Origin of the sequence: Streptosporangium sp. CA-115845 (genome assembly GCF_050943795.1) — a bacterium.
Classification (GTDB): domain Bacteria; phylum Actinomycetota; class Actinomycetes; order Streptosporangiales; family Streptosporangiaceae; genus Streptosporangium.
In genome coordinates this window covers 1,860,779-1,883,120 of sequence record NZ_CP191988.1, presented here as the reverse complement: position 1 = coordinate 1,883,120, position 22,342 = coordinate 1,860,779, and the positions used below count along the sequence as shown (strand labels likewise).

The following is a 22,342-nucleotide window of genomic DNA, read 5'->3' as shown; positions in this document are numbered from 1 at the left end:
AGCTACCAAAGGGCTCGGACCAGGGTGTCCTGGAGGTAGGTCAGCCAGTCATAGATGACGTACACCGGATAACGGGGGTCGTGCTCCGACATGTCGGCGATCTCGTCGTGCACCTCCTCGGTCACCTCCAGCCGGGTGCCGAGCGTGAGCCGCACGTCGTTCAGCGCGCGCATCCACGCCTCCGCCTGCTCCCTGGTCAGCTCGACCCGGCCGGGCTCGGCGCTGTCGAGCATCGCCTTGGCGTCGGCCCGCTTGCCCTCGCGCAGTGTCGCCTCGGTGTACCGGCGAAACTCCGCGGCCGCCTCGCCGTCCTCGTACGCCGAGGGGAACAGCCTGGCCAGCACCGGATCGTTGGACTGCTCGGACGCGCCGATGCCGAGCGCCCTCTCCAGCGGATCGTCGCCGGTCTCCCCCGGCTCTATCAGGCCCAGGGTCTGGGTGACCAGCGAGCGCAGGATCGACACCTCGGCGGCGTCGAAACCCGTGATCACACCGCCCTCGCGCCCCGGCTTGAACCCCGAACTCATCTCTCGCCCACCATTCCTCGCGGGCTCCGCCAGAGACCCGCCCGTCGTCTGGGATCGACCCGCCGCCGCACGGCGACGGATCGCGAAGGGCGGCACCGGACCGCCCGCCCGCTCACGAGTCCCGCTGGACCGTGGCCCACAGCCCGTAGGAGTGCATGATCTGCGCGTCGCGCTCCATCTCCTCACGGGTGCCGCTGGAGACCACCGCCTTACCCTTGTGGTGCACGTCGAGCATCAACTTCTCCGCCTTCTCCTTGGAGTACCCGAAGACGGTCCGGAAGACGTACGTCACATAGGACATCAGGTTGACCGGGTCGTTCCAGACGATCGTCAACCATGGCAGATCGGGTCTTACGTCGATTGACGGACGCTCGACCTCTGTTGGAGCGGTGCTACCCACATTCACCAGTCTGCCCTACCCCGGGATTAGTCTTCGACTCGTGACAGAGAGCATGAGCACCGCGTTGCTTACCGATCACTATGAGCTGACGATGCTGGAGGCGGCGCTGAGAAGCGGCGCCGCCTCCAGGCGGACGGTCTTCGAGGTGTTCGCGCGGCAGCTGCCCGGTGGACGGCGCTACGGGGTCGTCGCGGGTACCGGCCGGGTGCTGGAGGCGCTGGAGTCCTTCCGCTTCGACGAGGAGTCGCTGGCGTTCCTCGAAGACAACCGGGTTGTCGACGAGCCCACCCTGGCCTTCCTCGCCGGATACCGGTTCTCGGGGGACGTGGACGGCTACGCCGAGGGCGAGTGCTACTTCCCCGGTTCCCCGATCATGACGGTGGAGGGCACGTTCGCCGAGGCAGTGCTGCTGGAGACCGTGATCCTGTCGGTGCTCAACCACGACTGCGCGATCGCCGCCGCCGCCGCTCGCATGGTCGGCGCCGCCGGGACCAGGCCGATCATCGAGATGGGCTCGCGACGTACCCACGAGGCGGCGGCCGTGGCCGCCGCGCGGGCCGCCTACCTCTGCGGGTTCTCCTCCACCTCCAACCTCATGGCGGGCCGCGCGTACGGTGTGCCGACGGCCGGGACCGCGGCCCACGCGTTCACCCTGCTCCACGACTCCGAGGAGCAGGCTTTCCAGGCCCAGATCACCTCCCTCGGCACCGGCACCACGTTGCTGGTCGACACCTACGACGTGGCCCAGGCCGTACGGACCGCGGTGGAGCTGGCCGGCCCCTCCCTCGGCGCCGTCCGCCTCGATTCCGGCGACCTCGTCCAGGTGGCCCACGAGGTCCGCGAGCAGCTCGACGCGCTCGGCGCGCACCAGACCCGGATCATCGTCACCAGCGACCTCGACGAGTACGCCATCGCGGCGCTGTCGGCCGCGCCCGTGGACGGCTACGGCGTCGGCACGTCGCTGGTCACCGGATCGGGTTCGCCCACCGCCGCCCTGGTCTACAAGCTCGTCGCCCGCGCCGACGCCGACGGGATCATGCGGCCGGTGGCCAAGAGGTCGGTGGGCAAGCCCAGCAGGGGTGGCCGCAAGAACGCCTTCCGCAGGCTCGACCCGGCGGGCACGGCGGTCGCCGAGCTGGTCACCGCCTCCGCCGATCTTCCCGCGGACGCCCGTCCACTGCAGGTCCCGCTGGTCAGGAAGGGCGAGACCGTCGGCCGTGAGAAGCTGGACGCGGCCCGCGCGCGGCACCGAGAGGCCCTCGCCGAACTGCCGGTCAACGCCCACCAGCTCTCCCGGGGCTACGCCGCGCTGCCCACCGTGTTTGACTGACCGCATGCCAACCGCACTGATCATCGTCGATGTCCAGAACGACTTCTGCGAGGGCGGCAGCCTTCCGGTCGGCGGCGGCGCCGAGGTGGCCGCCGCCATCTCCCGGCACACCGCCTCCCACGGCTACGACCACGTCGTGGCCACCCGCGATCACCATGTGGACCCCGGCTCCCACTTCGCCGCCGACCCCGACTACGTGAACTCCTGGCCCGTCCACTGCGTCGTCGGGACGGCCGGCTCGGACTTCCATCCCGCCTTCGACACCGGACGGGTGGAGGAGGTGTTCAGCAAGGGGGCCCACGCCGCCGCCTACAGCGGCTTCGAGGGCGTCACCCCCGACGGTACGAGCCTGGCCGACTGGCTCGGCGAGCGCGGCGTGGACACGGTTGACGTCGTCGGCATCGCCACCGACCACTGTGTGCGGGCCACCGCCCTGGACGCGCTCGCGCACGGCCTCTCCGTCCGGGTGCTGCTGGATCTCACCGCGGGGGTGGCCGCCCTGACCACCGAGGCCGCCCTCGCCGAGCTCGGCTCCGCCGGAGCCCGTCTCACCGGCACCCCGGTGGTCCGCCCGGCCTGACGGTCGTACACCCCTTGGCACGGTTCCCCGTCCTGTCCGGGAGCCCGGCGGGGGAAGGCCGTCAGGAGTGCCCACTCCGGGCATTCGAACGACTACCGGATCGGCATGGGTGGGTAAATCCGACCACCACCCGCCGCGACAGGAGTATCACGGAGAGCTGAGACCTCTTACTACCGGTGGTGACCTCATATGTTCGTGCTCGGTGTCTCCTGGCTGGTGCTGACCCCGCTGTGCCTGTGGAACCTTTTTCACGGCGGGACGCTGGTGCGGCTGACGAGCGTGCTGGCGCTGGTCTCCCTGGAGGTGGCCACGATCTGGACCACCACCACGGTCCAGATCCCCCCGCGGACCCTCATCGTCGCGCCCCCGCCCTCGGCGGCCCGGATACCGGCACCGGCTCCGGCACCGGCACCGCAGGCGGCTCAGCAGGGCGCTCGGGGCGTGCAGAGCGCCTCCTGCCCCGGCAGGATGCCCGCTCCCGAGCGAGTACGGCTGGCCCGCCGCCAGGGCGCGCTGCGGGGCGTGACGCTCTTCTGGACGGCCAGGACCGACGAGTGCGACACCGCGACCGTGGTCCTGCGCCACCGGAACCGCACGATCAGGGTCTGGATGCGCGACGGTGAGGCGGAGAGTCGCGCCTCGGGCGCCACGACGCGACCGGTGAGCGTCACCGGCGGCGTGGCCTCCCTGCAGGTGCCGCTCGCGCAACCGGTGCGCGGCGAGGGCGGGTTCCGGGCGATCGACGGCCGGACCGGCAGGCCGATCGCCCTCGGCTGACCGGGCCGCGCCCGGCGCGAACGCCGGTGCGACCCGGTGGCCGGGTCAGTGGGAGCGCTGGGTGGCCCAGTGGCGGATCTTGTCGATCCGCTCCTGGATCTGCTCCGCGGAGGCCTGCGCGATGGCGGGGCCGCCACAGGACCTGCGGAGCTCGGCGTGGATGACGCCGTGCGGCTGGCCGGTGCGGTGATTCCAGGCGCCGACGAGGCCGTTGAGCTCCTTGCGGAGGTTGGCGATCAGCTCGTGCGGGGCGAGCTGCGGCTCCTTGGGCTCGGGCCTGTTCCGCCTGGCCTTCAGCTGATCGGACTGGCGCTTGCTCAGCAGGGTGCGGACCTGGTCGGGCTCCAGCAGACCCGGCAGGCCGAGGAAGTCCTCCTCCTCGGGGGAACCGGTCTCCGCGGCGCTGCCGAACTCGCCGCCGTCGAAGAGCACCCGATCGAAGGTGGCGACCGCCTCCAGGGTCTCGAACGGCAGCTCATCACCCAGGACGTCGGGATTGTCCTTTTTGCGCTGGGCGTCCTCCAACAGGAAGTCGTCCAGCCCCTCCTCCGGGGGCTTGCGGTCGAGCACGTGGTCGCGCTCGGCCTCCAGCTCCGCCGCCAGCCCCATCAGGGTCGGCACCGAGGGCACGAAGACGGACGCGGTCTCGCCTCGCTTGCGGGCGCGGACGAAGCGGCCGACCGCCTGCGCGAAGAAGAGCGGGGTCGAGATACTCGTGGCGTAGACACCGACGGCCAGGCGCGGGATGTCGACGCCCTCGGAGACCATCCGGACCGCGACCAGCCAGCGCTGCTCGGAGGCGGAGAACTCCTTGATCTTCTTGGAGGCCGCCGGGTCGTCGGAGAGCACGACCGTGGCGCCCTCGCCGGTGATGGTCCTGATGTGGCGGGCGTAGGCGCGGGCGGTCTCGTGGTCGGTGGCGATGACCAGGGCCCCGGCGTCGGGCACGCCCCTGCGCACCTCGGTCAGCCGCCGGTCGGCCGCCCGGAGGACCTGGCGAATCCACTCGCCCTTCGGGTCGAGCGCGGCCCGCCACGCCTGGCCGAGCTGATCCTTGGTGAGCGGGGTGCCGAGGGTCGCGGCGATCTCGTCGCCGGCGCGGGTCCGCCAGCGCATCTCACCGGCGTAGGCGAGGAAGATGACCGGGCGGACGACACCGTCGGCGAGCGCGGGACCGTAACCGTAGGAGTAGTCGGAGACACTGCGCCTGACCCCGTCGCCGTCTTCGGCGTAGGTGACGAAGGGGATCGGGTTGATGTCGGACCTGAAGGGGGTGCCGGTCAGGGCGAGGCGCCGGGCGGCGGGCTCGAACGCCTCCCGTACGCCGTCGCCCCAGGACTTCGCGTCGCCCGCGTGGTGGATCTCGTCGAAGATCACGAGCGTCTTGCGCGCCTCGGTGCGTGCGCGGTGCAGTGCCGGATGCATCGACACCTGGGCGTAGGTGATGGCCACCCCGACGTAGTCGCGGGAGGTCGCGCCCTGGCTGTTCTTGAACTCGGGGTCGATCGCGATGCCGACCCTGCCCGCGGCGTCCGCCCACTGCTGCTTGAGATGCTCCGTCGGTGTGACGATGGTCACAGCCCGGATCATCCCTCTGGACAGCAGGTCGCTGGCGATGCGGAGCGCGAAGGTCGTCTTGCCCGCGCCCGGCGTGGCGACCGCGAGGAAGTCGCGCGGCTCACGGCCGGAGTACAGGTCAAAGGCCTCCTGCTGCCACGCGCGAAGCTTCGGCGCGGTGCCCCAGGCGGCACGGTCCGGATATGAAGGCGAGAGGTGGGATGCGGCGAAAGTGCTCACAGTGTCACCAGAGTAATCTGCGTCGCCGACAAGACGTGCCGATCGGCCGAGATCCTCGCCAAGGTCGCCTCCACGTGCTAGGTGTTCCGTCCCCCGGATCCTTCGCCCGCCGCGTCGCCGCCGATCGACGGGGCACGCCGCGGCTCACGGAGGCCGGGCGTCAGCCCAGACCCGCGATCACCGTATCGATCTCGGCCCGCGACACGGGATCGTCCGGCTGGGCCATCCCGACCACGACCACCGGGCGCCCGCCGCCACCTGTGAGAAAGACCACGCGAAGGTAGGCCGGCCGGTTCACGATGTCCAGGTACTCGGCGCGCAGCGAGCGGGCGTGCCCGGTGCGCGCCCCCACGGCGATCTCCGTGTCGTCCACGACCTTCACCTTGTCGCCGTGGAGCAGGAGCCGCCCGTACAGGTCGCTGAGCTCGGCCGCGGTGGCGCGCACGTCGGCCGCGGGCTCCGCCGGCCTGACCATCACCGTTGTGTTGACCCCGTCGCCCGCGACCGAGGTGAACCCCGTGACGGGCGGCACCGTGCCCGCGAGCCAGCCCTCCGGCAGCCGGTAGCTGACCCCCGCGACCGGATCGGTCACCCGCCCCGGCGGCGGGTCCGGCACCGAGCGCAGCACCAGCACGACCGCGCCGGCGATGACGCCGCCGCCGACGACCAGGGTGAGCAGTACGAGCAGCAGGCCGCGCAGGCGCCCGGGGCGGGGCTGGGGTGGGGCGATGGGCGTGCCGTACCAGCGGGCCGAGGGCGGGAGGTCGTCGCCGGGCTCGGGTATCCGGGGAGGCCAGGTGAGGTGGGAGCGGCTGTCGGACGGCTCGGACTCCGGCGACGGCCAGGGACGGCGCTCGTCGTCGAGGTCCGGGTCGCCGGGCGGCCACCCCTGGTCCTCCGCCTTCCGGGCGGCCTTCTGCGCGGCCTTCCGGGCGGCCTTCCGGGCGGCCTTCTGGGCGGCCTTTCCGGCCCGCCGGGACCGGCGCCCCCCGTCACGACCGGGCTCGTCCAACGGGTCCGACCGGCGAGGTCGTTCGTGCACGGGGCCTCCTCCCGGCGGTCACGGTCCTACCGTCCTACCATGCATCCCACGGCGTGGTCCGGCTATGGGTGATCGCTGTTACAGGAGTGACCAATGAGTCATGAGATGTCCCGCATCCGCCGGGCCACGATCACCCCGAAGAGCCCCAGGGAGGCCATCAGGAAGACGATCATGGTGTAGCCGGTGGCGATGTCGTCGTGGCCGATCAGGTTGATCAGGACGCCGGCGAAACCGATGGTGAGAGCACCGCCCAGGGTGTCGATGACCTGTAGGGCGGCGGAGTTGGCGCCCTGCTCCGCGTCGGGTGACTGGCGCATCGCGGTGATGTTGACACTGGTGGTGCCGATGCCCATGCCGAACCCGGCGACGATCCAGGCGGGCACGGTGACCCAGCCGGTGATACCGGGTACGAGCGCGAGCAGGGTCAGCAGGATGCCCGCGGTGACCGCCGCGGAGCCGATCCCGACCAACAGGGGCCGATCATATGAACGGCGGCTCTGCAGGTAGGAGCCGACGGTCCAGCCCAGGGCGCCGGTGGTGAGCGCGACCCCCGCCTCGGTGACGGAAAAGCCTCGCACCTCGGTCAGGAACAGCGGGATGAAGGAGTTGACCGCGAAGAAGGCAGAGGCGAGCACCCCGCGCATCATGATCGTGGTGGGCAGGCCGCGGCCGAACCTGAGTGCCCTGGGGGGCAGCAACCTGGGCAACCCCACGGCGAGGAACACCATCCCGGCCACGACGGCGACCCCGCCGGGCACCGGGGTGCTCTGCAGATGGTCCACGCCGTACAGCAGCACCCCGCCGCCGCCCGCCGTGGCGATGGCGGCCAGGGTCATCGCCAGCGGCCTGGACCGGGGCCCGGTGGAGGGCTCGGGTGCCTGGTCCTGCCGGGCACGCAGCGCGGGCAGGAGCATCACGAGGGCGGGGACGACGAGTGGCACGATGCCGTAGAAGACCCACCGCCAGCCGACCGTCTCGGCGATGATCCCGCTGAGGGCCGGCCCGAGCAGGGCGGGGAGCACCCAGGCGGCCGACAGCGCGGCGAACACCCGGGGCCTGGTCTCGGGGACGTAGACCCGCGCGATCATCACGTAGATCGCCACGATGACGGCGCCGCCGCCGAGGCCCTGCACCGCCCGCGCCACGATGAACAGTTCCTTGGTCCCGGCGGCCCCGGCCAGGGCCATACCGGCGGTGAACAGCCCCACACCGAGCAGGAACGGCCAGGCGTGTCCCCGCCGGTCGGACCAGAGGCCGGCGACCACGTTGGCGAGCAGGCCGGAGATGAGGAAGGCCGAAAGACTCATCCCGTACAGGTCCAGGGCGTCGAGATCCTTGGAGACGGCGGGCATGACCGTGCTCACGGACATGCCCTCAAAACCGATCAGCGTGACGACGAGCAGGATGCCGAGAGAGGCGGTGCGGTACTCGGGGCCGAAGAGCCGGAGGGATTCGTAGGGAGCGTCAAGTGTCTTCGGTACTGTCACCTGTCAAGGGTAGTGGCCGCCCCGACTCTCGGTGGGCGACCCACATCTCCTGCATCCTGAGAGCCTGGCCCAAGGTGAACCCGGACATGCAGCGGTCGTCGGAGTAGTCCATGAAGTTGTGGATCGGGTCGAGCCCGCCCCCCTCACAGGTGTCCTTGACCAGCGGGCAGCCCTCGGTGGGCTTCCCCTCGGGCGCGGTGTCGGCAACGCCGTCGCCCGCGGCCTCGCAGCCCTTCTCGAAGGTGTGCAGCAGCCCGAGCCAGTGACCGATCTCGTGGACCCCGGTGAACCCCCGGTCGAAGCTGCGCATCGCCCCACCGGGCAGGCTGCGCCAGTCGACGACCACGCCGTCGAGAGCCGGCTCCTTCCGGTATCCGTAGGGGTAGGTGGAGTAGCCGAGCACCAGCTCGCTGAGCTGGGCGAGGTAGAGGTTGAGCGTCTCGGGACCGCCCCTGCGCATCCGCTTGATCGCCCGCTCGTGGGTGACGGGGTCGCGGAACCAGGCCGGGTTGACGGTGCGGGTGACGCCCTCCAGCCTGAACCGGATCCCGGTGTCCGCCCCGCCGAGCTGCCCGGAGTAGGCGGCGTTGAGCGTGGCGACCTGGTCGCGTACGGCGACGTCGGGGGCGCCGAGGCGACCGTCGGTGATGACGTGCACCCAGGTGGGCACGGTGACGGGGAGCACGCGCGGAAGTGATCTCGACCGGGACCGTCCGGCGGCGAACGGCGCGGGGGATGACACCGGGGACGGCATGGGCGGCTCGGGCCCACGCACCGGCGGCACCGGGCGGACCGCCCCCCGCCCCATGACATGAGCCGCTCCGGAGGCGAGGGCGCACCCGGACGCGGTGGGTTCCCGGCCGGGAACGGGCACCGTCAACAGGCATGCGGAAACAACGGCGATCGCACGCCGAAACATGAACTCCCCCGACAGATCCCAGCCACTGGTCGCTCGTCGCCCCCCGGCGACATCCTGACCGTAGCCTCATCGGTGGCGATCACCCACGAGCAACACTCACTCCTTGTTGCCGTCTTCACCCTTCGGCAGACCTGAGTAGATCTCCTTGCACTCCGGGCAGACCGGGAACTTCTGGGGGTCGCGGTTGGGCACCCAGACCTTCCCGCAGAGCGCGCGGACCGGTGTCCCGCTCAGCGCGCTCTCCATGATCTTGTTCTTCTCGACGTAGTGGGCGAAGCGCTCGTGGTCGCCGTCGCCGTGCGACAGGTCCGGCCGGACGTCGCTCTCAGGGAGAATCTTCGTACTCACCCTGGTGATTTTATGCCCGCACCGCCGCGCCCCGGTCACCGGCGCGACGCCCCAGGCCCGGCGATCGAGCGCCGGCCTGGGGTGGGAGCCGTGTTCGAGGGCTTTCAGCCCGCCCCACTTCGTGGTGGCGCTCTTCACCGCCGTCGCCCGGGTCGGCTTCGAGCTCTGCGAGCCCACCGGCATCGACGACGTCAAGACCCTCGCCCTGGCCGAACGCTCCCTGTGCCCCGGCTGGGACCGCCCCGGGCACCGGGTCTAGTTCATCGACGGGTCGTCGGGGCAGGTGGCCACGTAGGCCAGCTCGCCCCGCTGCCGGCGGAGCACGGCCCGCCAGAGCGACTCGGGATCGTGGTGGAAGGTGTCGCCGGGCTCCGAGTCCACGACGTACCAGGCGCCCTCGCCGATCTCGCTCTCCAGCTGCCCGGCCGACCACCCGGCGTACCCCGCGAAGATGCGCATCTGGGCGATCTCCCCGGCGAGGATCTCCGGCGGCGCGTCGAGGTCGACGGTACCGAGCCTGGATACCGCCGCGGTGCCCGCGTGCAGCCGCCGCCAGCCGAGCGGCTCCTGCCCGCTCGGCACAGCGGCCAGCGCCAAGGCGCTGTCGGTCTGTACGGGGCCTCCCTGGAACAGCACGGACGGGCCGGTGACCATGGTGTCCCAGGTCGGCAGCACCTGGGTCACCGAGATGTCACTCGGTCTGTTGAGCACCACGCCCAGGGTGCCGCCGTCGAGGTCGTGCTCCAGCACCAGGACCACGCTGCGCCGGAAGTTGGGATCCTCCAGCTGCGGGGTGGCCACCAGAAGCCCACCGACGTAGATCGCCTCCGCCATACCTCCATCATGAGGGGTGAACACCCCTTCGCGCTGCTCCCCCCGCCCTTCTGATGACCCGGACCTCATGTGCCCGTCACGTGACGCGCACATGAGGGAACTCCATGGAGCGAAGATCACGGAACGGGACGGTGACGACGGCCTGACGACGGCCCTCAGGCCTCCGTCATGCCCGTACGCGCACGGCCGCCGGCCGACTCGCGCACGGCCGCCGCGACGGCGCCCGACACGTCCGGGTGGAACACGCTGGGGACGATGTAGTTGGGGCCGAGCTCCTCGGTGGTCACCACGTCGGCCAGCGCCTTGGCCGCGGCCAGCAGCATCTCCTGACTGACCACGGTGGCCTGCGCGTCGAGCAGACCACGGAAGACGCCGGGGAAGGCCAGCACGTTGTTGATCTGGTTCGGATAGTCGGAGCGGCCGGTGGCGACCACGGCGGCGTGCTCGCGAGCGATGTCGGGCGAGACCTCGGGCTCGGGGTTGGCGAGCGCGAAGACCACGGCGTCCTTGGCCATCGTGGCGATGTCGTCGCCGTTGAGGATGCCGGGCGCGGACACGCCGATGAACACGTCGGCGCCCTTGACCGCGCCGCGCAGGTCGCCCGCGTAGCCATCGGCGTTGGTGTGGTCGGCGATCCACTGGAGCGAGTCGTCCAGGTCCTGGCGTCCGCGGTGCACCGCGCCCAGGTAGTCGCAGACGACCACGTTGCGGGCGCCCGCCGCGAGCAGCAGTCGCAGCACCGCCGTACCGGCCGCGCCCGCGCCCGCGAGGGTGATGCGGACCTCGCCTAGGTCCTTGCCGACCACGCGCAGCGCGTTGGTGAGCGCGGCCAGCACGCAGATCGCGGTGCCGTGCTGGTCGTCGTGGAAGACCGGGATGTCCAGCAGCTCGCGCAGCCGCCGCTCCACCTCGAAGCAGCGCGGCGCCGAGATGTCCTCCAGGTTGATGCCGCCGAAACCGGGAGCGATGATCTGCACGGTCCGCACGATCTCGTCGACGTCCTGGGTGTCCAGGCAGATCGGCCAGGCGTCGATGTCGGCGAACCGCTTGAACAGCGCGGCCTTGCCCTCCATGACGGGGAGTCCGGCGGCCGGGCCGATGTTGCCCAGGCCGAGCACCGCCGAGCCGTCGGTGACGACGGCGACGGTGTTGCGCTTGATGGTCAGGCGGCGGGCGTCCTCGGGGTTGCGTGCGATGGCCATCGAGACCCGGGCGACGCCGGGCGTGTACGCCATGGAGAGCTCGTCCCGGTTGCGCAGCGGCACCTTCGACCGCATCTCGATCTTTCCACCGAGGTGCATGAGGAAGGTCCGGTCGGAGACCTTGTGGATGACGACGCCCTCGACGCCCTCCAGCTTGTCGACGATCGCCTGCGCGTGATCGGTGTCACGGGCGGCGCAGGTGACGTCGATGCGCAGCGTCTCATGCCCGGCCGTGGTCACGTCGAGCGCGGTGACCACACCTCCGGCGGACTCTACCGCGTGGGTGAGCTGGCTGACGGCCTTGCCGCCCGCGGGCACCTCCAGGCGCACGGTGATGGAGTACGACACACTCGGCACGGTGGCCACAGCCGATCCGCTCCTTTGCGACTAACTTAAGTTGGGATGCCTCCATCGTGCCATCACCAGGGGAGTGGACGCACCGGGGGCGGCGGTCCTCGCACATGTAGATGCGGTCACGAAACACCTCGCCCCGGCCCGTCGTGACGCTCATCACCGAAGACGGCGCCGCGGGGTGGCGCCCGCCCCGCGGCGGGCAGGCCGCCCGGGCCGGGTACTCGGAGGCGGACTGCTCAGAACGGACTGCTCAGAACAGGGCGCTGGCCAGGTTCCTGCGGGCCCTGGCGATGGACGGGTCGTCTCCGGGGAGCGTGTCGAACAGGCCGAGCAGGTGCACCCTGGCCCCGTCCCGCTCGGCCCCCGAGGTGCGGCGCACCACGTCGACGAGCCGGTCGAAGGCCCTGTCCACCTCACCGGAGAGCATCTCGAAGTCGGCGGCCAGGAGCTGGGCCTCGATGTCCGCGGGATCGGCCAGCCTGCTCTGCAGGTCAGCCGGGTCGACATCCTGCGTTCTGCGGATCAGGCCGAGCCCGGCCAGGCCCAGCTTCGCGTCCTGGTTGTTCGGCGAGCGGGCCAGCAGCCGCTCGTACGCGGCCACCGCGCCGTCGAGGTCGCCGGCGTCGACGGCCTGCTCGGCGGCGAGCACGTCCGGGTCGACCGGGGGCTCCTGCGGCTGCTCCTGCTGATCCTGGCCCTCCTCGGTGGGGGGCGGGAGATACTGCGCCAGCGCCTCCATGAGCTGCGACAGCCAGTCACGGAGCTGCGGCTCGGTGGCGATGCCCGGGACCACGGCCACCGGCTGTCCCTGGAAGATGGCATACAGGGCGGGCACGTTCTGCACCCGTAGCGCCTGCGCGATCTGCTGGTTGATCTCAACGTCGACCCTGGCCAGGGTCCACCGGCCGGCGTTCTCGGCGGCCAGTTTCTCCAGCAGCAGGCTGTACTGTTTGGCCTGCTCTGCGCGGGTGACGGTGAGCTCCAGCAGCACGAGGCTGTTCATGGAGCGTTCTACGACCTCGGTCGCGAAGTTGGCGTCGTCGACATCGATGACCGGCGCCGGAACACCGCCGGTTTCCTGTGCGGCGCTCTCCCGCCGCGCCTGTGCCTCCAGTGCCTGCTTGCGAGCGCCGAGATCGACGGCGCCGTAGAGCGATCCGGGTCGAGTGAAGTCCGCTGGGCTCATGGTTCCAATCCTGCCGTATCCCGGCCGGTGCCCCGACGCGCCCTCACTGGAAACGCGCCGGTTCGGTGTAGACGCCCCACTCACCGCGCAACACGTCGCAGATCTCACCCAGCGTGGCCTCGGCCCTGGCCGCGTCGAGCATGGCGGGGATCATGTCGCCCGCCGCCCTGGCCGCCCGCCTCATCGCGGCCAGGGCGGCGTCCACGGCCGCCTGGTCACGGGCGGCGCGGCGCTCGGCGAGGACGCGGCTCTGCTCGCGCTCGACCTCGTGACCCACCCGGAGGATCTCCAGCGGCTCGTCGACGGACGCCGTGTGGCAGTTCACCCCGACGATCCTCTTCTCGCCCTTCTCCAGCTTGCACTGGTGGTCGAAGGCCGCCTCGGCGATCTCGGACGTGAACCAGCCGTCCTCGATGCCGCGCAGGATGCCCGAGGTCATCGTGCCGTCGCCGCCCATCTCCCGGATCCTCGTGAAGATCGCCTCGGCCTCGGCCTCCAGCCGGTCGGTCAGCGCCTCCACGTACCAGGATCCGCCGAGCGGGTCGGCGACGTTGACGACCCCGGTCTCCTCCAGGAGCACCTGCTGGGTGCGGAGCGCGATCTCCGCCGCCCTCGTGGAGGGCAGCGCGAGGACCTCGTCCAGCGCGTTGGTGTGCAGCGAGTTGGTGCCGCCGAGCACCGCCGCGAGCGCCTCGACCGCGGTACGCACCACGTTGTTGTACGGCTGCTGCGCGGTCAGTGACACACCCGCCGTCTGGGTGTGGAAGCGCAGCCACTGGGCCTTCTCCGTACCGGCCCCGTAGACGTCGCGCAGCCACCGCGCCCAGATCCGCCGGGCGGCCCTGAACTTGGCGATCTCCTCGAAGAAGTCGATGTGCGCGTCGAAGAAGAAGGACAGGCCGGGGGCGAAGACGTCGATGTCCAGGCCGCGCGACAGGCCGAGCTCCACGTAGCCGAACCCGTCGGCCAGGGTGAAGGCCAGCTCCTGGGCGGCCGTGGCCCCGGCCTCGCGGATGTGGTAGCCGGAGACGCTGAGCGGCTTGTACGCGGGGACCTCCGCCGCGCAGAACTCCATCAGGTCGCCGATCAGCCGCAGGTGCGGCTCGGGGGCGAACAGCCACTCCTTCTGCGCTATGTACTCCTTGAAGATGTCGGTCTGCAGGGTGCCGTTGAGCCTGGTGACCGGCACCCCCTGCCGCTCGGCGGCGACGACGTACATGCAGAAGATCGGGACGGCCGGACCGCTGATCGTCATCGAGGTGGTGATGTCGCCGAGCGGGATGCCCTCGAAGAGCAGGTCCATGTCCAGCACGGAGTCGATCGCCACGCCGCAGTGGCCCACCTCGCCGAGCGATCGCGGGTCGTCGGAGTCGCGGCCCATCAGCGTGGGCATGTCGAAGGCCACGCTCAACCCGTCACCGCCCGCGGCGAGGATCATCTTGTAGCGCTCGTTGGTCTGCCGCGCGTTGCCGAACCCGGCGAACTGCCGGATGGTCCATGCCTTGCCCCGGTAGCCGGTGGGGTGCAGACCGCGGGTGAAGGGAAACTCCCCCGGCCAGCCGATGCGCTCCATCCGCGGGTCACCGCCGTCCGGACCGTAGACCGGCTCGACGTCGAGCCCGGACAGGGTGCGGAACTCGGCCGCACGCCTGCGAGCCCCGTCGAACCGCGCCTGCCAGCGCGCACGCCCCGCCTCGACCTGCTCAGCGTCCATGGCCAACCCCCTGTACGGCATGCGGCTTGCGGCCTCCCCCAAATACTAGGACGTCCTACTAATCCCTGACCAGAATCCCGGCCGGCCACCCACGAGGCCGCGCCGACGTCGCCAAGGCCACCGGGACGTGTTTTGGCTCATGCCCCGGGGACTCCCCGTGAGGCCGCGCCGGGGACTGGACCGAGGAGAGCGTGGCCGTGAGGCCGCGCCGGGGACTGGACCGAGGAGAGCGTGGCCGTGAGGCCGCGCCGGGGACTGGACCGAGGAGAGCGTGGCCGTGAGGCCGCGCCGGGGACTGGACCGAGGAGAGCGTGGCCGTGAGGCCGCGCCGGGGACTGGACTGAGGAGAGCGGGGTTGCGAGGTACGAGCGGCCCTGGTCGACGAGGGAAGGAGCCGGACAAGAGCGGCCTCACCGCGACGCGTTAGCGTCGTCGGCGACTCGCCATCTAAAAGTCGCCGGCGGCGACGCGGAGGGTTCTGAGGAGGTCGAACATCTGGTCCAGCTCGTCCTCGCCGTACATGGGCATGGCGAAGTCGGCCTCCATCAGGTCGGCGGTCGCCCCGCGGACGACCTCCCGCCCCCGGTCGGTGATCTCGGCGAGCACCCCCCGGCCGTCGCGGGGATTGGGCATGCGACGTACCAGACCGGCATTTTCCAGGCGGCTCACGGTGTTGGTCACGCTCGTGGGATGGACCATCAGACGCTCACCGATCCTGGAGAGCGGCAGCGCTCCGGTCCTGCTGAAGGTCAGCAGCACCAGGGCCTCGTATCTGGCGAAGGTCAAGTCATGCGGTTTGAGCAGCGTGTCCAGTTGCGCCAGCAGGATCTGCTGCGCTCTCATGATCGATGTGACGGCGGCCATGGCCGAGGAGGGCCCGAAGTGAACGCGCCACGTCTTCGCGGCACGTTCGATGGGGTCAAACGGGAGATTCAGCTGACCTGTAACCACAGGGCTACGGTAGCGCGACCTCATCCCGATTCGCCCGTATACGTAGAGTCACCAGCCTGATGGCTTCACCAAGAACCCGGACGCCAAACGTCACGCTCCGTTATGGTTCCCACATCGAATGGTGAGGCCGTGGCCAAGTGGCCACGCTGACTCAGTCCGGCCTGCGGGGGAAGCGAGCCGGACCGGTGCCGAGGGGACCGGCATCCGCACATTCACGGCACGGGGGGTGCTTGATGAACGACAACTTGACGGCGTTCGAACGCCGGACACACTTCGGCTACACCGGCTCGGCGTGGGTTCTCACCACGCCCACCGGTGCGTGAGCACAGGGGCGTTTCACGCGAGGAACTCCAGCAGAGCGGGTTGATGGCGGTCGCCATCCTGCTCGTGCTCGGGGTGGTCGCGGCGTGGAGCGTCCTGGTTCCCGGTGTCAGCGCGTGGGAGAACATCATCGTCGCGGTGATCGGCTCGCTCCGGCTGACCGGCCCGGTGGCGGCCGCGTTCGCCGCGTGGGTGGCGGTGCGCAGGCGGCGCGGGACGGGTGGCCGATCGATGACCCCGTGGCAGGCGGTGCGGGCGCCGCTGGCGATCCTGGTGGTGACAGGTGGCGCGTTCACCGCCACCGTCATGGTCCTGGCGGTCAGGACCATGATCACCGAGCAGGCCGGGCGACTACTGCCCAGCGGCCTGGTGATGGGCGTGGCCGGGCTGGCACTGTACGTCGTCATCGGCTGGGTCACCGGCTGGCTGATGCCGTGGACGATCACGCCGGTCCTGGCCGGGCTCGGTTGCTACAGCCTGTTCACCTGGCTGTGTCACGGGCCGACCTGGGCTGACCGGCTCGCCCCCGCCACGCGGGAGCCGTACGACCCGTTCCAGGGGCTGAACTCGGCGGCGTTCACCGACCAGACGCTCTGGCTGGTGGGGATCAGCGCGGCGCTCCTGCTCGGCTGGGCCGCGGTCGTGACGCGCCAGGCCCTGGTGCTGGCCGCCGCGCTGATCGCGGTGCTGGCGGCGGGGACCGGCATGGCCCGCCTGTTCACCGAGGAGCAGCCGGTCTCGGCCCAGCAGATCGTCTACAGCTGCCAGGAGTGGCCGATCATGGTCTGCGTGCACCCGGGGATGCGCGCCGGACTACCCGAACTGGGCTCGGAGTTCATCAAGATCGCCTCCCGGCTGGCCGGGACACCCGGGGAGTTCTCCCGGGTGGAGCAGCACCCCAGGCGTGACGGTTCCACCCTCTCCGCGGGCGTGATCGCGATCCACGTGGACGATCTGGCCACGGGGTTCGCCGGGAAGGCGGCCGACGAGTTCGTCGACGGCCTGGCCGCGCGGTGTGACGCCACTCCCGCGGCGGGCTACCGAGACATCGTGGCCGCGTGGCTGCGGGGTGAGCCGCTTCCCGGCGGACCGCTCGCGGAGCACCGGTACGCGGCGGCGTGGTTCTCGGGGCTCACGGACGTCCAGCGGCGCGACTGGCTCCGGCTCTACTACGCGGACTTCACCGGCTGCCGGCTACAAAGCACTCACTTTGGCGGTCAGTCCAGGCAAACCGCCCAGACAGGACAGTACAGCCAGCCGGGGCAGGGTGCGGGAGGCACCTCTACCGGGCCCGAGCCCAGGCCAGGCCCCATCCACCAGGCACCCGGCGGGCCGCCGCCGTCCGGGACGGACATCCCGTCCGCCCCGTGGCGTGCCCCCTTCGCCGAAGGCGGCACGCCGCCGTCGCCACGGGGCTGACAAGATCGGCATAGGCTCGGCGTGAGAAGGTCGCCCCCCGGGGAAGGAGAGCTTCGTGAAAGCCTCCCAAGAAGCTCCGCCCGAGACCCCCCAGGCGGCGCCTCGCAGGCGCCGCTGGCGTTTCCTCGCCGGGCTGCTCGTCGTCATGATTCTTCTCGTCGTGGGTGCTCGCCTGACCTGGTCGTGGCTGAACCCGTTCGGCGAGGCCACGATCGACCGCAGCCAGCCCGTGCTGCTGGAGTCCATTCACAACCTCAGCCGTTTCGAGGCCGCCACCGGCAACTTCCAGGTCGTGGTCGACCTGGAGAAGGACGCCGCCTTCCTGCCCGACGCGGTCAAGGGCAGCCGGACGCTCTTCGTCGGTGCCGGTGGCGTCGACGCCTACGTCGACTTCGGCAGCATCGGCAACGGCGGGCTGACGGTCTCCCCCGACCGCACCGAGGTCACGGTCCGGCTGCCCCGCGCCCAGTTGGAGAAGCCGAACCTCGACAACAAGCGCTCCTATGTCTACGCCCAGCAGCGCGGTCTGCTGGACCGGGTCGAGGACTTCCTGTCCTCCTCCCCCTCAGACCAGCAGGAGCTCTACGTGCTGGCCGAGAAGAAGATCGCCGAAGCCGCGCTGGCCAGCGATCTGCGCAACCGCGCCGACCAGAACACCAAGATCATGCTTGAGGGCATGCTGAAGGGGCTCGGCTTCGAGAAGGTCGTCGTCACGTTCGCCGACGAGAGCTGACGCCCCCCGTGTCCCGGTCCTCGGCGCTCCGGCCGGTACGGGGCCGCCCGCGCTCACCGGGTTCGGCGGCGCGCCGCCGCGGAGCCGACCTCGCCCGCCCCCTTGGGACACCTTGGAAACCCTGGAGGCGCGGCGAGGATTCGCGGGCGCCGCGAACCCGAGCGCCGCTCGGTGCCGAGCGGGATCAACCCGGCCGCCCCACCGCCGTCAGAAGCTCGTCAGCCGCGGTGTAGGGGTCGAGTTCCGCGTCCAGAACGCGGGTGGCGAGGGCGTCGAGGCGCCGGTCTCCGTGCAGGTCGGCGAAGCGGGAGCGCAGGGTGGTGAGGGCGATCGCCTCGATCTCGTCCCGGGCCCTGGCGTGGCGGCGGCGGACGAGCTCGCCCGCCCCCTCCAGATAGGCCAGGTGGCCGTCGAGGGCCGCGACCACCTCCTCGCAGCCCTCCCCCCGCAGGGCCACGGTCGGCACGATCGGCGGCCTCCAGGGCCGGTCGACCAGGGCGATCATGTTGCGGAGCTCGCGGATCGCGGCCTGGGTGCCCTCTCGGTCGGCCTTGTTCACCACGAACACGTCGGCGATCTCCAGGATGCCCGCCTTGGCCACCTGGACGCCGTCGCCCATCCCCGGGGCGAGCAGCACGACCGTGGTGTCGGCCAGCGAGGCGATGTCGACCTCCGCCTGGCCGACACCGACGGTCTCGACGAGGATGACCTCGCAGCCGGCCGCCTCCAGGACGCGCAGCGCCTGGGGCGTGGCCCACGACAGCCCGCCCAGGTGACCCCTGCTCGCCATCGACCTGATGAACACGTCCGGATCGGTGGCGTGGTCCTGCATCCGGACCCGGTCGCCCAGCAGCGCCCCGCCGGTGAACGGCGAGGAAGGGTCGACGGCGAGCACGCCGACCCTCACGCCACGCCTGCGGAACGCGTGGACCAGCATCCCCGTGGAGGTCGACTTGCCGACACCGGGCGGGCCGGTCAGGCCGATGATCCGGGCCTGGTGTGGCCGGTCGGCGCAGAGCAGCGCGGCGATCTTTCTGAGTCCGGGGGAACCGTTCTCGACCATGGAGATCAACCGGGCCACGGCCCGGGGTCGGCCCTCCCTGGCCATCGCGACCAGGTCGGAGACCTCCAAGGTCATGCCGAAGGAACGCGGATGATCAGAGCGTCACCCTGCCCGCCGCCACCGCAGAGGCCGGCCGCGCCGAGGCCGCCGCCCCTGCGCTTGAGCTCGTAGGCGAGGGCGAGGACGATGCGGGCGCCGGAGGCGCCGATCGGGTGGCCGACCGCGATGCCGCCGCCGTTGACGTTGACCTTGTCGAGGGGGACGTCGAGCTCCTTGACCGACTGGAGGACCACCTGGGCGAAGGCCTCGTTGATCTCCACCAGGTCGAGGTCACCGGCGACGAGTCCCTGCTTGCCGAGGGCGTGCTTGATCGCGTTGGCCGGCTGGGACTGGAGCGAGTTGTCGGGCCCCGCGACGTTGCCGTGGGCGCCGATCTCGGCCAGCCACTCAAGACCGAGTTCCTCGGCCTTGGCCTTGGACATCACGACGACGGCGCAGGCGCCGTCGGAGATCTGCGAGGCGGACCCGGCGGTGATCGTGCCGTCCTTGGTGAACGCCGGTCGCAGTCGTGACAGGACCTCGACCGTGGTGTCCCCGCGCACGCCCTCGTCCGCGGAGAAGACCGTCGGCTCGCCCTTGCGCTGCGGGATCGCCACCGGCACGATCTCGTCGTCGATGGTCCCGTTCTTGATCGCGGCGGCGGCGAGCGCGTGGGAGCGGGCGGAGAACTCGTCCTGCTCCTCGCGGGTCAGCCCGAAGCGCGCGTTGTGCCGCTCGGTGGACTCGCCCATGGCCACCTGGTCGTAGACGTCGGTGAGGCCGTCGAAGGCCATCGAGTCGATGATGCCGGCGGCGCCGTACTTCACGCCCTTACGCAGGCCGGGCAGCAGGTGCGGGGCGTTCGACATGGACTCCATGCCGCCCGCGACCACGATGTCGAACTCACCGGCCCGGATGAGCTGGTCGGCCAGGGCGATGGAGTCCAGGCCGGAGAGGCAGACCTTGTTGATCGTCAGGGACGGCACGGACATCGGGATGCCCGCCTTGACGGCGGCCTGGCGGGAGGGCATCTGCCCCGCACCCGCCTGAAGCACCTGCCCCATGATCACGTACTGCACTGCCTCTGGAGCGACGCCGGAACGCTCCAGCGCGGCTTTGATCGCGATGCTGCCGAGCTCGACGGCCGACAGGCCGGACAGCGAGCCGAGCAGTCGGCCGATGGGGGTTCGAGCCCCGGAGACGATGACGGAAACGGACATAACAGGGGGCCTCCCTGACAGGGCTTGGAGCGACTTTGCCACCATACCCATGGGCACATCGGTGACCTTGAAGGAGGATGGCTCTATGTTCATGCGCATCGACCACGTGGGAATCGCCTGCCACGATCTTGAGGAGAAGATCGCTTTTTTCGAGCGGACCTTCGAGCTCACGGTGGTGGCCCGCGAGGTGAACGCCGAGCAGGGGGTGAAGGAGGCGATGCTGCACATCGCCGACGGGGAGGGCGGCGGATCGTATATCCAGCTCCTCGAACCGCTCGGTGCCGACACGCCGGTCGGTAAATTTCTCGCGAAGCGCGGGGAAGGCGTTCATCATGTCGCCTTCGGTGTGCCGGACGTCGTGCGCGCCCTGGACACGATCGGCGGCAGGGGCGTCCGGCTGCTCGACGAACGGCCGCGCCACGGCTCCATGGGTTCGTCCATCGCCTTTCTCCACCCCAAAGACGTGGGGGGAATGCTTACCGAACTCGTACAGGCTCCGGAAAGGCAAGCTGAGACCACGCCGAATGCAAGAAACGCCGATACGTAACAAGTCGCGCATAAAGTCGGACGAGACCGCCAACTCGGCAACGGCGGAGTACGCTGGCGTACCACCGGACGTGGATCCCGCCCCGGCTCCCGCTTCGGATGCCTGAAACCCCCGTCCGGCCCGTGTAGCCGTCTCGACAACCCAGGATCGAGCCTCCATGCAGTCCGACATCGACGCCCAGCTCAACAACTTCTTTGAGGACGCCCCCGCTCGGGAATTCGACGTGGTGCTCCGGGGCTATGACCGGCACCAGGTCCACGACCATCTGAAGCAAATCGACGGTGAGCTTCGGCAGTCCCGCGAGCAGGTTCAGAACCTGCAGCGGGATCTGTCCGACTCCCAGCGCCAACTTCAGGAGCAGGAGCGCCCGACCTACTCCGGCCTCGGCGCCCGGATCGAGCAACTGCTCCGTCTGGCCGAGGAACAGGCGACCGAGCTGGTCCAGGCAGCCAGGTCCGAGGCGAACGAGATCAAGGCGGCCTCCAAGGTCGAGGCCGCCGACCTGCGTGCCGCCGCGGAGAACGAGGCCGCGGAGAAGCGTGCCCTCGCCACCCGCGAGGTCGACGAGATGCGCACCACCGCGGAGCGCGAGGCGGAGGAGATCCGCTCGACCGCACGCCGCGAGGCCGACGAGCTGACCGCCACCACCGAGCGCGAGGTCTCCAAGCTGCGGGCCACCGCCGACCACGAGGTGGCCGAGAAGCGCGCCGACGCCGAACGCGAGATCGCCAAGCTGCGCACCACCACCGAGCGCGAGGTGGCCCAGCTGCGCGCCTCGACCAAGCGCGAGCGTGACGAGGTCCTCACCACCGCCAAGCGCCAGGCCGACGAGATGCGCGCCCAGGCCCAGCGAGTGCTTGAGGAGTCCGAGGCCAAGCGGGCCCAGGACGAGGCGGAGTTCGAGATCCAGCTCGCCGCCCGGCGCGAGGAGGCCGAGCGCCAGGAGGCCGAGCGCCACGCCACCGCGCAGGCCGCCACCCAGAAGCTGGTCGCCGAGGCCGAGCAGCGTGCGGCCACCGCCGAGCAGCGCGCCACCAAGGCCACCCAGCAGGCCGAGCAGACCCGCCGCGAGGCCGACACGCACGCCAAGCAGCTGCTGGCCAACGCGCGCAAGAACGCCGACCAGGTCGTGTCCGAGGCCAAGTCGAGCGCCGAGTCCATCGTCTCCGAGGCCAAGTCGGAGTCCGAGCGGAGCCGCTCTGTCGCCCAGCGCCAGGTCGACGAGCTGACCCGCCAGCGTGACAGCATCACCAGCCACCTCGCGCAGCTGCGCCAGCTGCTCGGTGGCGCGCCGCTCCCGGCCGCCGACCCGGAGCCCGCGATCACCGCGGCCCCGCCGAAGCCGGCCATCCCCGCCGCCACCAACGGTGCCGAGAAGCCGGTTCCGACTCCCGCCAGGGCGGAGAAGGACGACGACGCGGAGTGGTGGCAGGAATAGGCGGCCGCTGACTCCGGGGCGTTGACGACGGCTGACGAGAGAGCCTGGTGACCTTCACGGTCACCAGGCTCTCTCGGCGCCGTGGGACTCGACCCGGCCGTCGAGGCGCTGCGA

Annotated in this window: 22 protein-coding genes; 8 read left to right on the top strand and 14 right to left on the bottom strand. The window is 70.7% G+C overall.

The features are described from left to right. Positions 1-2: 2 nt before the first annotated feature. Positions 3-527: a DUF2017 domain-containing protein gene (locus ACQP0P_RS10875; protein WP_350966110.1), complete on the bottom strand. Its 525-nt coding sequence runs from the start codon at positions 525-527 to the stop codon at positions 3-5. A 112-nt stretch (positions 528-639) separates the two neighbouring features. Then, complete coding sequence (gene clpS, locus ACQP0P_RS10870) at positions 640-927, bottom strand: ATP-dependent Clp protease adapter ClpS (RefSeq protein WP_030906445.1); 288 nt, start codon at positions 925-927, stop codon at positions 640-642. Between the two features lie 52 nt (positions 928-979). Between clpS and ACQP0P_RS10865 the strand changes: the two genes are divergently transcribed. The 3 genes from ACQP0P_RS10865 (at position 980) to ACQP0P_RS10855 (ending at position 3,614) form a co-directional block, all read left to right on the top strand. Further along, positions 980-2,257 carry a nicotinate phosphoribosyltransferase gene (locus ACQP0P_RS10865; protein ID WP_433381799.1) on the top strand — a complete coding sequence of 426 codons (1,278 nt, stop codon included), beginning with the start codon at positions 980-982 and terminating at the stop codon, positions 2,255-2,257. A gap of 4 nt (positions 2,258-2,261) precedes the next feature. Continuing rightward, the gene (locus ACQP0P_RS10860; RefSeq protein ID WP_433374361.1) at positions 2,262-2,837 is read left to right on the top strand and encodes an isochorismatase family protein; all 576 of its coding nucleotides are present in this window, start codon (positions 2,262-2,264) and stop codon (positions 2,835-2,837) included. A 189-nt stretch (positions 2,838-3,026) separates the two neighbouring features. After that, complete coding sequence (locus tag ACQP0P_RS10855; RefSeq protein WP_433374358.1) at positions 3,027-3,614, top strand: hypothetical protein; 588 nt, start codon at positions 3,027-3,029, stop codon at positions 3,612-3,614. A 45-nt stretch (positions 3,615-3,659) separates the two neighbouring features. Here the strand turns inward: ACQP0P_RS10855 and ACQP0P_RS10850 are convergent, their stop codons facing one another. From ACQP0P_RS10850 to ACQP0P_RS10830, 5 genes are all read right to left on the bottom strand, one after another. Further along, complete coding sequence (locus tag ACQP0P_RS10850) at positions 3,660-5,411, bottom strand: DEAD/DEAH box helicase (RefSeq protein ID WP_433374355.1); 1,752 nt, start codon at positions 5,409-5,411, stop codon at positions 3,660-3,662. 160 nt (positions 5,412-5,571) lie between these two features. Next, positions 5,572-6,453 carry a hypothetical protein gene (locus ACQP0P_RS10845; protein ID WP_433374352.1) on the bottom strand — a complete coding sequence of 294 codons (882 nt, stop codon included), beginning with the start codon at positions 6,451-6,453 and terminating at the stop codon, positions 5,572-5,574. A gap of 98 nt (positions 6,454-6,551) precedes the next feature. Continuing rightward, complete coding sequence (locus tag ACQP0P_RS10840; RefSeq protein WP_433374349.1) at positions 6,552-7,940, bottom strand: MFS transporter; 1,389 nt, start codon at positions 7,938-7,940, stop codon at positions 6,552-6,554. Further along, on the bottom strand, positions 7,918-8,625 hold the full coding sequence (locus ACQP0P_RS10835; RefSeq protein ID WP_433374346.1) for a zinc metalloprotease: 708 nt from the start codon (positions 8,623-8,625) through the stop codon (positions 7,918-7,920). The genes ACQP0P_RS10840 and ACQP0P_RS10835 overlap by 23 nt, the downstream gene beginning before the upstream one ends. Before the next feature lie 330 nt (positions 8,626-8,955). Beyond that, positions 8,956-9,207: a DUF3039 domain-containing protein gene (locus tag ACQP0P_RS10830; RefSeq protein ID WP_030906465.1), complete on the bottom strand. Its 252-nt coding sequence runs from the start codon at positions 9,205-9,207 to the stop codon at positions 8,956-8,958. A gap of 4 nt (positions 9,208-9,211) precedes the next feature. On the opposite strand from ACQP0P_RS10830, the gene ACQP0P_RS10825 reads away from it, so the two are divergent. Next, complete coding sequence (locus ACQP0P_RS10825) at positions 9,212-9,466, top strand: hypothetical protein (RefSeq protein ID WP_433374343.1); 255 nt, start codon at positions 9,212-9,214, stop codon at positions 9,464-9,466. On the opposite strand, the gene ACQP0P_RS10820 is transcribed toward ACQP0P_RS10825, so the two are convergent. The 5 genes from ACQP0P_RS10820 to ACQP0P_RS10800 all read right to left on the bottom strand — a co-directional run bounded on the left by ACQP0P_RS10820 (position 9,463) and on the right by ACQP0P_RS10800 (position 15,472). Continuing rightward, a complete protein-coding gene (locus ACQP0P_RS10820; RefSeq protein WP_343975538.1) occupies positions 9,463-10,041 on the bottom strand; it encodes a YqgE/AlgH family protein in 579 nt (192 codons plus the stop codon). The genes ACQP0P_RS10825 and ACQP0P_RS10820 overlap by 4 nt on opposite strands. A 155-nt stretch (positions 10,042-10,196) precedes the next feature. Next, positions 10,197-11,609 carry an NAD-dependent malic enzyme gene (locus ACQP0P_RS10815; protein WP_433374340.1) on the bottom strand — a complete coding sequence of 471 codons (1,413 nt, stop codon included), beginning with the start codon at positions 11,607-11,609 and terminating at the stop codon, positions 10,197-10,199. Between the two features lie 238 nt (positions 11,610-11,847). Then, positions 11,848-12,783, bottom strand: coding sequence for a tetratricopeptide repeat protein (locus ACQP0P_RS10810; RefSeq protein WP_433374337.1), 936 nt, complete (start codon positions 12,781-12,783; stop codon positions 11,848-11,850). A 43-nt stretch (positions 12,784-12,826) separates the two neighbouring features. Further along, the gene (locus ACQP0P_RS10805) at positions 12,827-14,497 is read right to left on the bottom strand and encodes an acyl-CoA mutase large subunit family protein (protein ID WP_433374334.1); all 1,671 of its coding nucleotides are present in this window, start codon (positions 14,495-14,497) and stop codon (positions 12,827-12,829) included. A gap of 447 nt (positions 14,498-14,944) precedes the next feature. Then, positions 14,945-15,472, bottom strand: a complete 528-nt coding sequence (locus ACQP0P_RS10800) for a MarR family winged helix-turn-helix transcriptional regulator (RefSeq protein ID WP_433374331.1) — start codon at positions 15,470-15,472, stop codon at positions 14,945-14,947. Between the two features lie 291 nt (positions 15,473-15,763). On the opposite strand from ACQP0P_RS10800, the gene ACQP0P_RS10795 reads away from it, so the two are divergent. After that, positions 15,764-17,188 (top strand): hypothetical protein, encoded by a 1,425-nt coding sequence (locus tag ACQP0P_RS10795; protein WP_433374328.1) that lies wholly within the window; start codon positions 15,764-15,766, stop codon positions 17,186-17,188. A gap of 55 nt (positions 17,189-17,243) precedes the next feature. Beyond that, positions 17,244-17,921: a DUF4230 domain-containing protein gene (locus tag ACQP0P_RS10790; protein WP_433374325.1), complete on the top strand. Its 678-nt coding sequence runs from the start codon at positions 17,244-17,246 to the stop codon at positions 17,919-17,921. A gap of 184 nt (positions 17,922-18,105) precedes the next feature. Here ACQP0P_RS10790 and meaB read toward each other — a convergent pair whose 3' ends face one another. Both meaB and ACQP0P_RS10780 read right to left on the bottom strand, forming a co-directional pair. Beyond that, complete coding sequence (gene meaB, locus ACQP0P_RS10785; protein WP_433381796.1) at positions 18,106-19,053, bottom strand: methylmalonyl Co-A mutase-associated GTPase MeaB; 948 nt, start codon at positions 19,051-19,053, stop codon at positions 18,106-18,108. 2 nt (positions 19,054-19,055) lie between these two features. Further along, on the bottom strand, positions 19,056-20,243 hold the full coding sequence (locus ACQP0P_RS10780) for an acetyl-CoA C-acetyltransferase (RefSeq protein ID WP_433374322.1): 1,188 nt from the start codon (positions 20,241-20,243) through the stop codon (positions 19,056-19,058). Positions 20,244-20,328: 85 nt separating this feature from the next. Here ACQP0P_RS10780 and mce point away from each other — a divergent pair, with 85 nt between their 5' ends. Both mce and ACQP0P_RS10770 read left to right on the top strand, forming a co-directional pair. Continuing rightward, a complete protein-coding gene (mce, locus tag ACQP0P_RS10775) occupies positions 20,329-20,790 on the top strand; it encodes a methylmalonyl-CoA epimerase (RefSeq protein ID WP_433374319.1) in 462 nt (153 codons plus the stop codon). 157 nt (positions 20,791-20,947) lie between these two features. Further along, a complete protein-coding gene (locus ACQP0P_RS10770; protein ID WP_433374317.1) occupies positions 20,948-22,228 on the top strand; it encodes a DivIVA domain-containing protein in 1,281 nt (426 codons plus the stop codon). Positions 22,229-22,342: the final 114 nt, after the last annotated feature.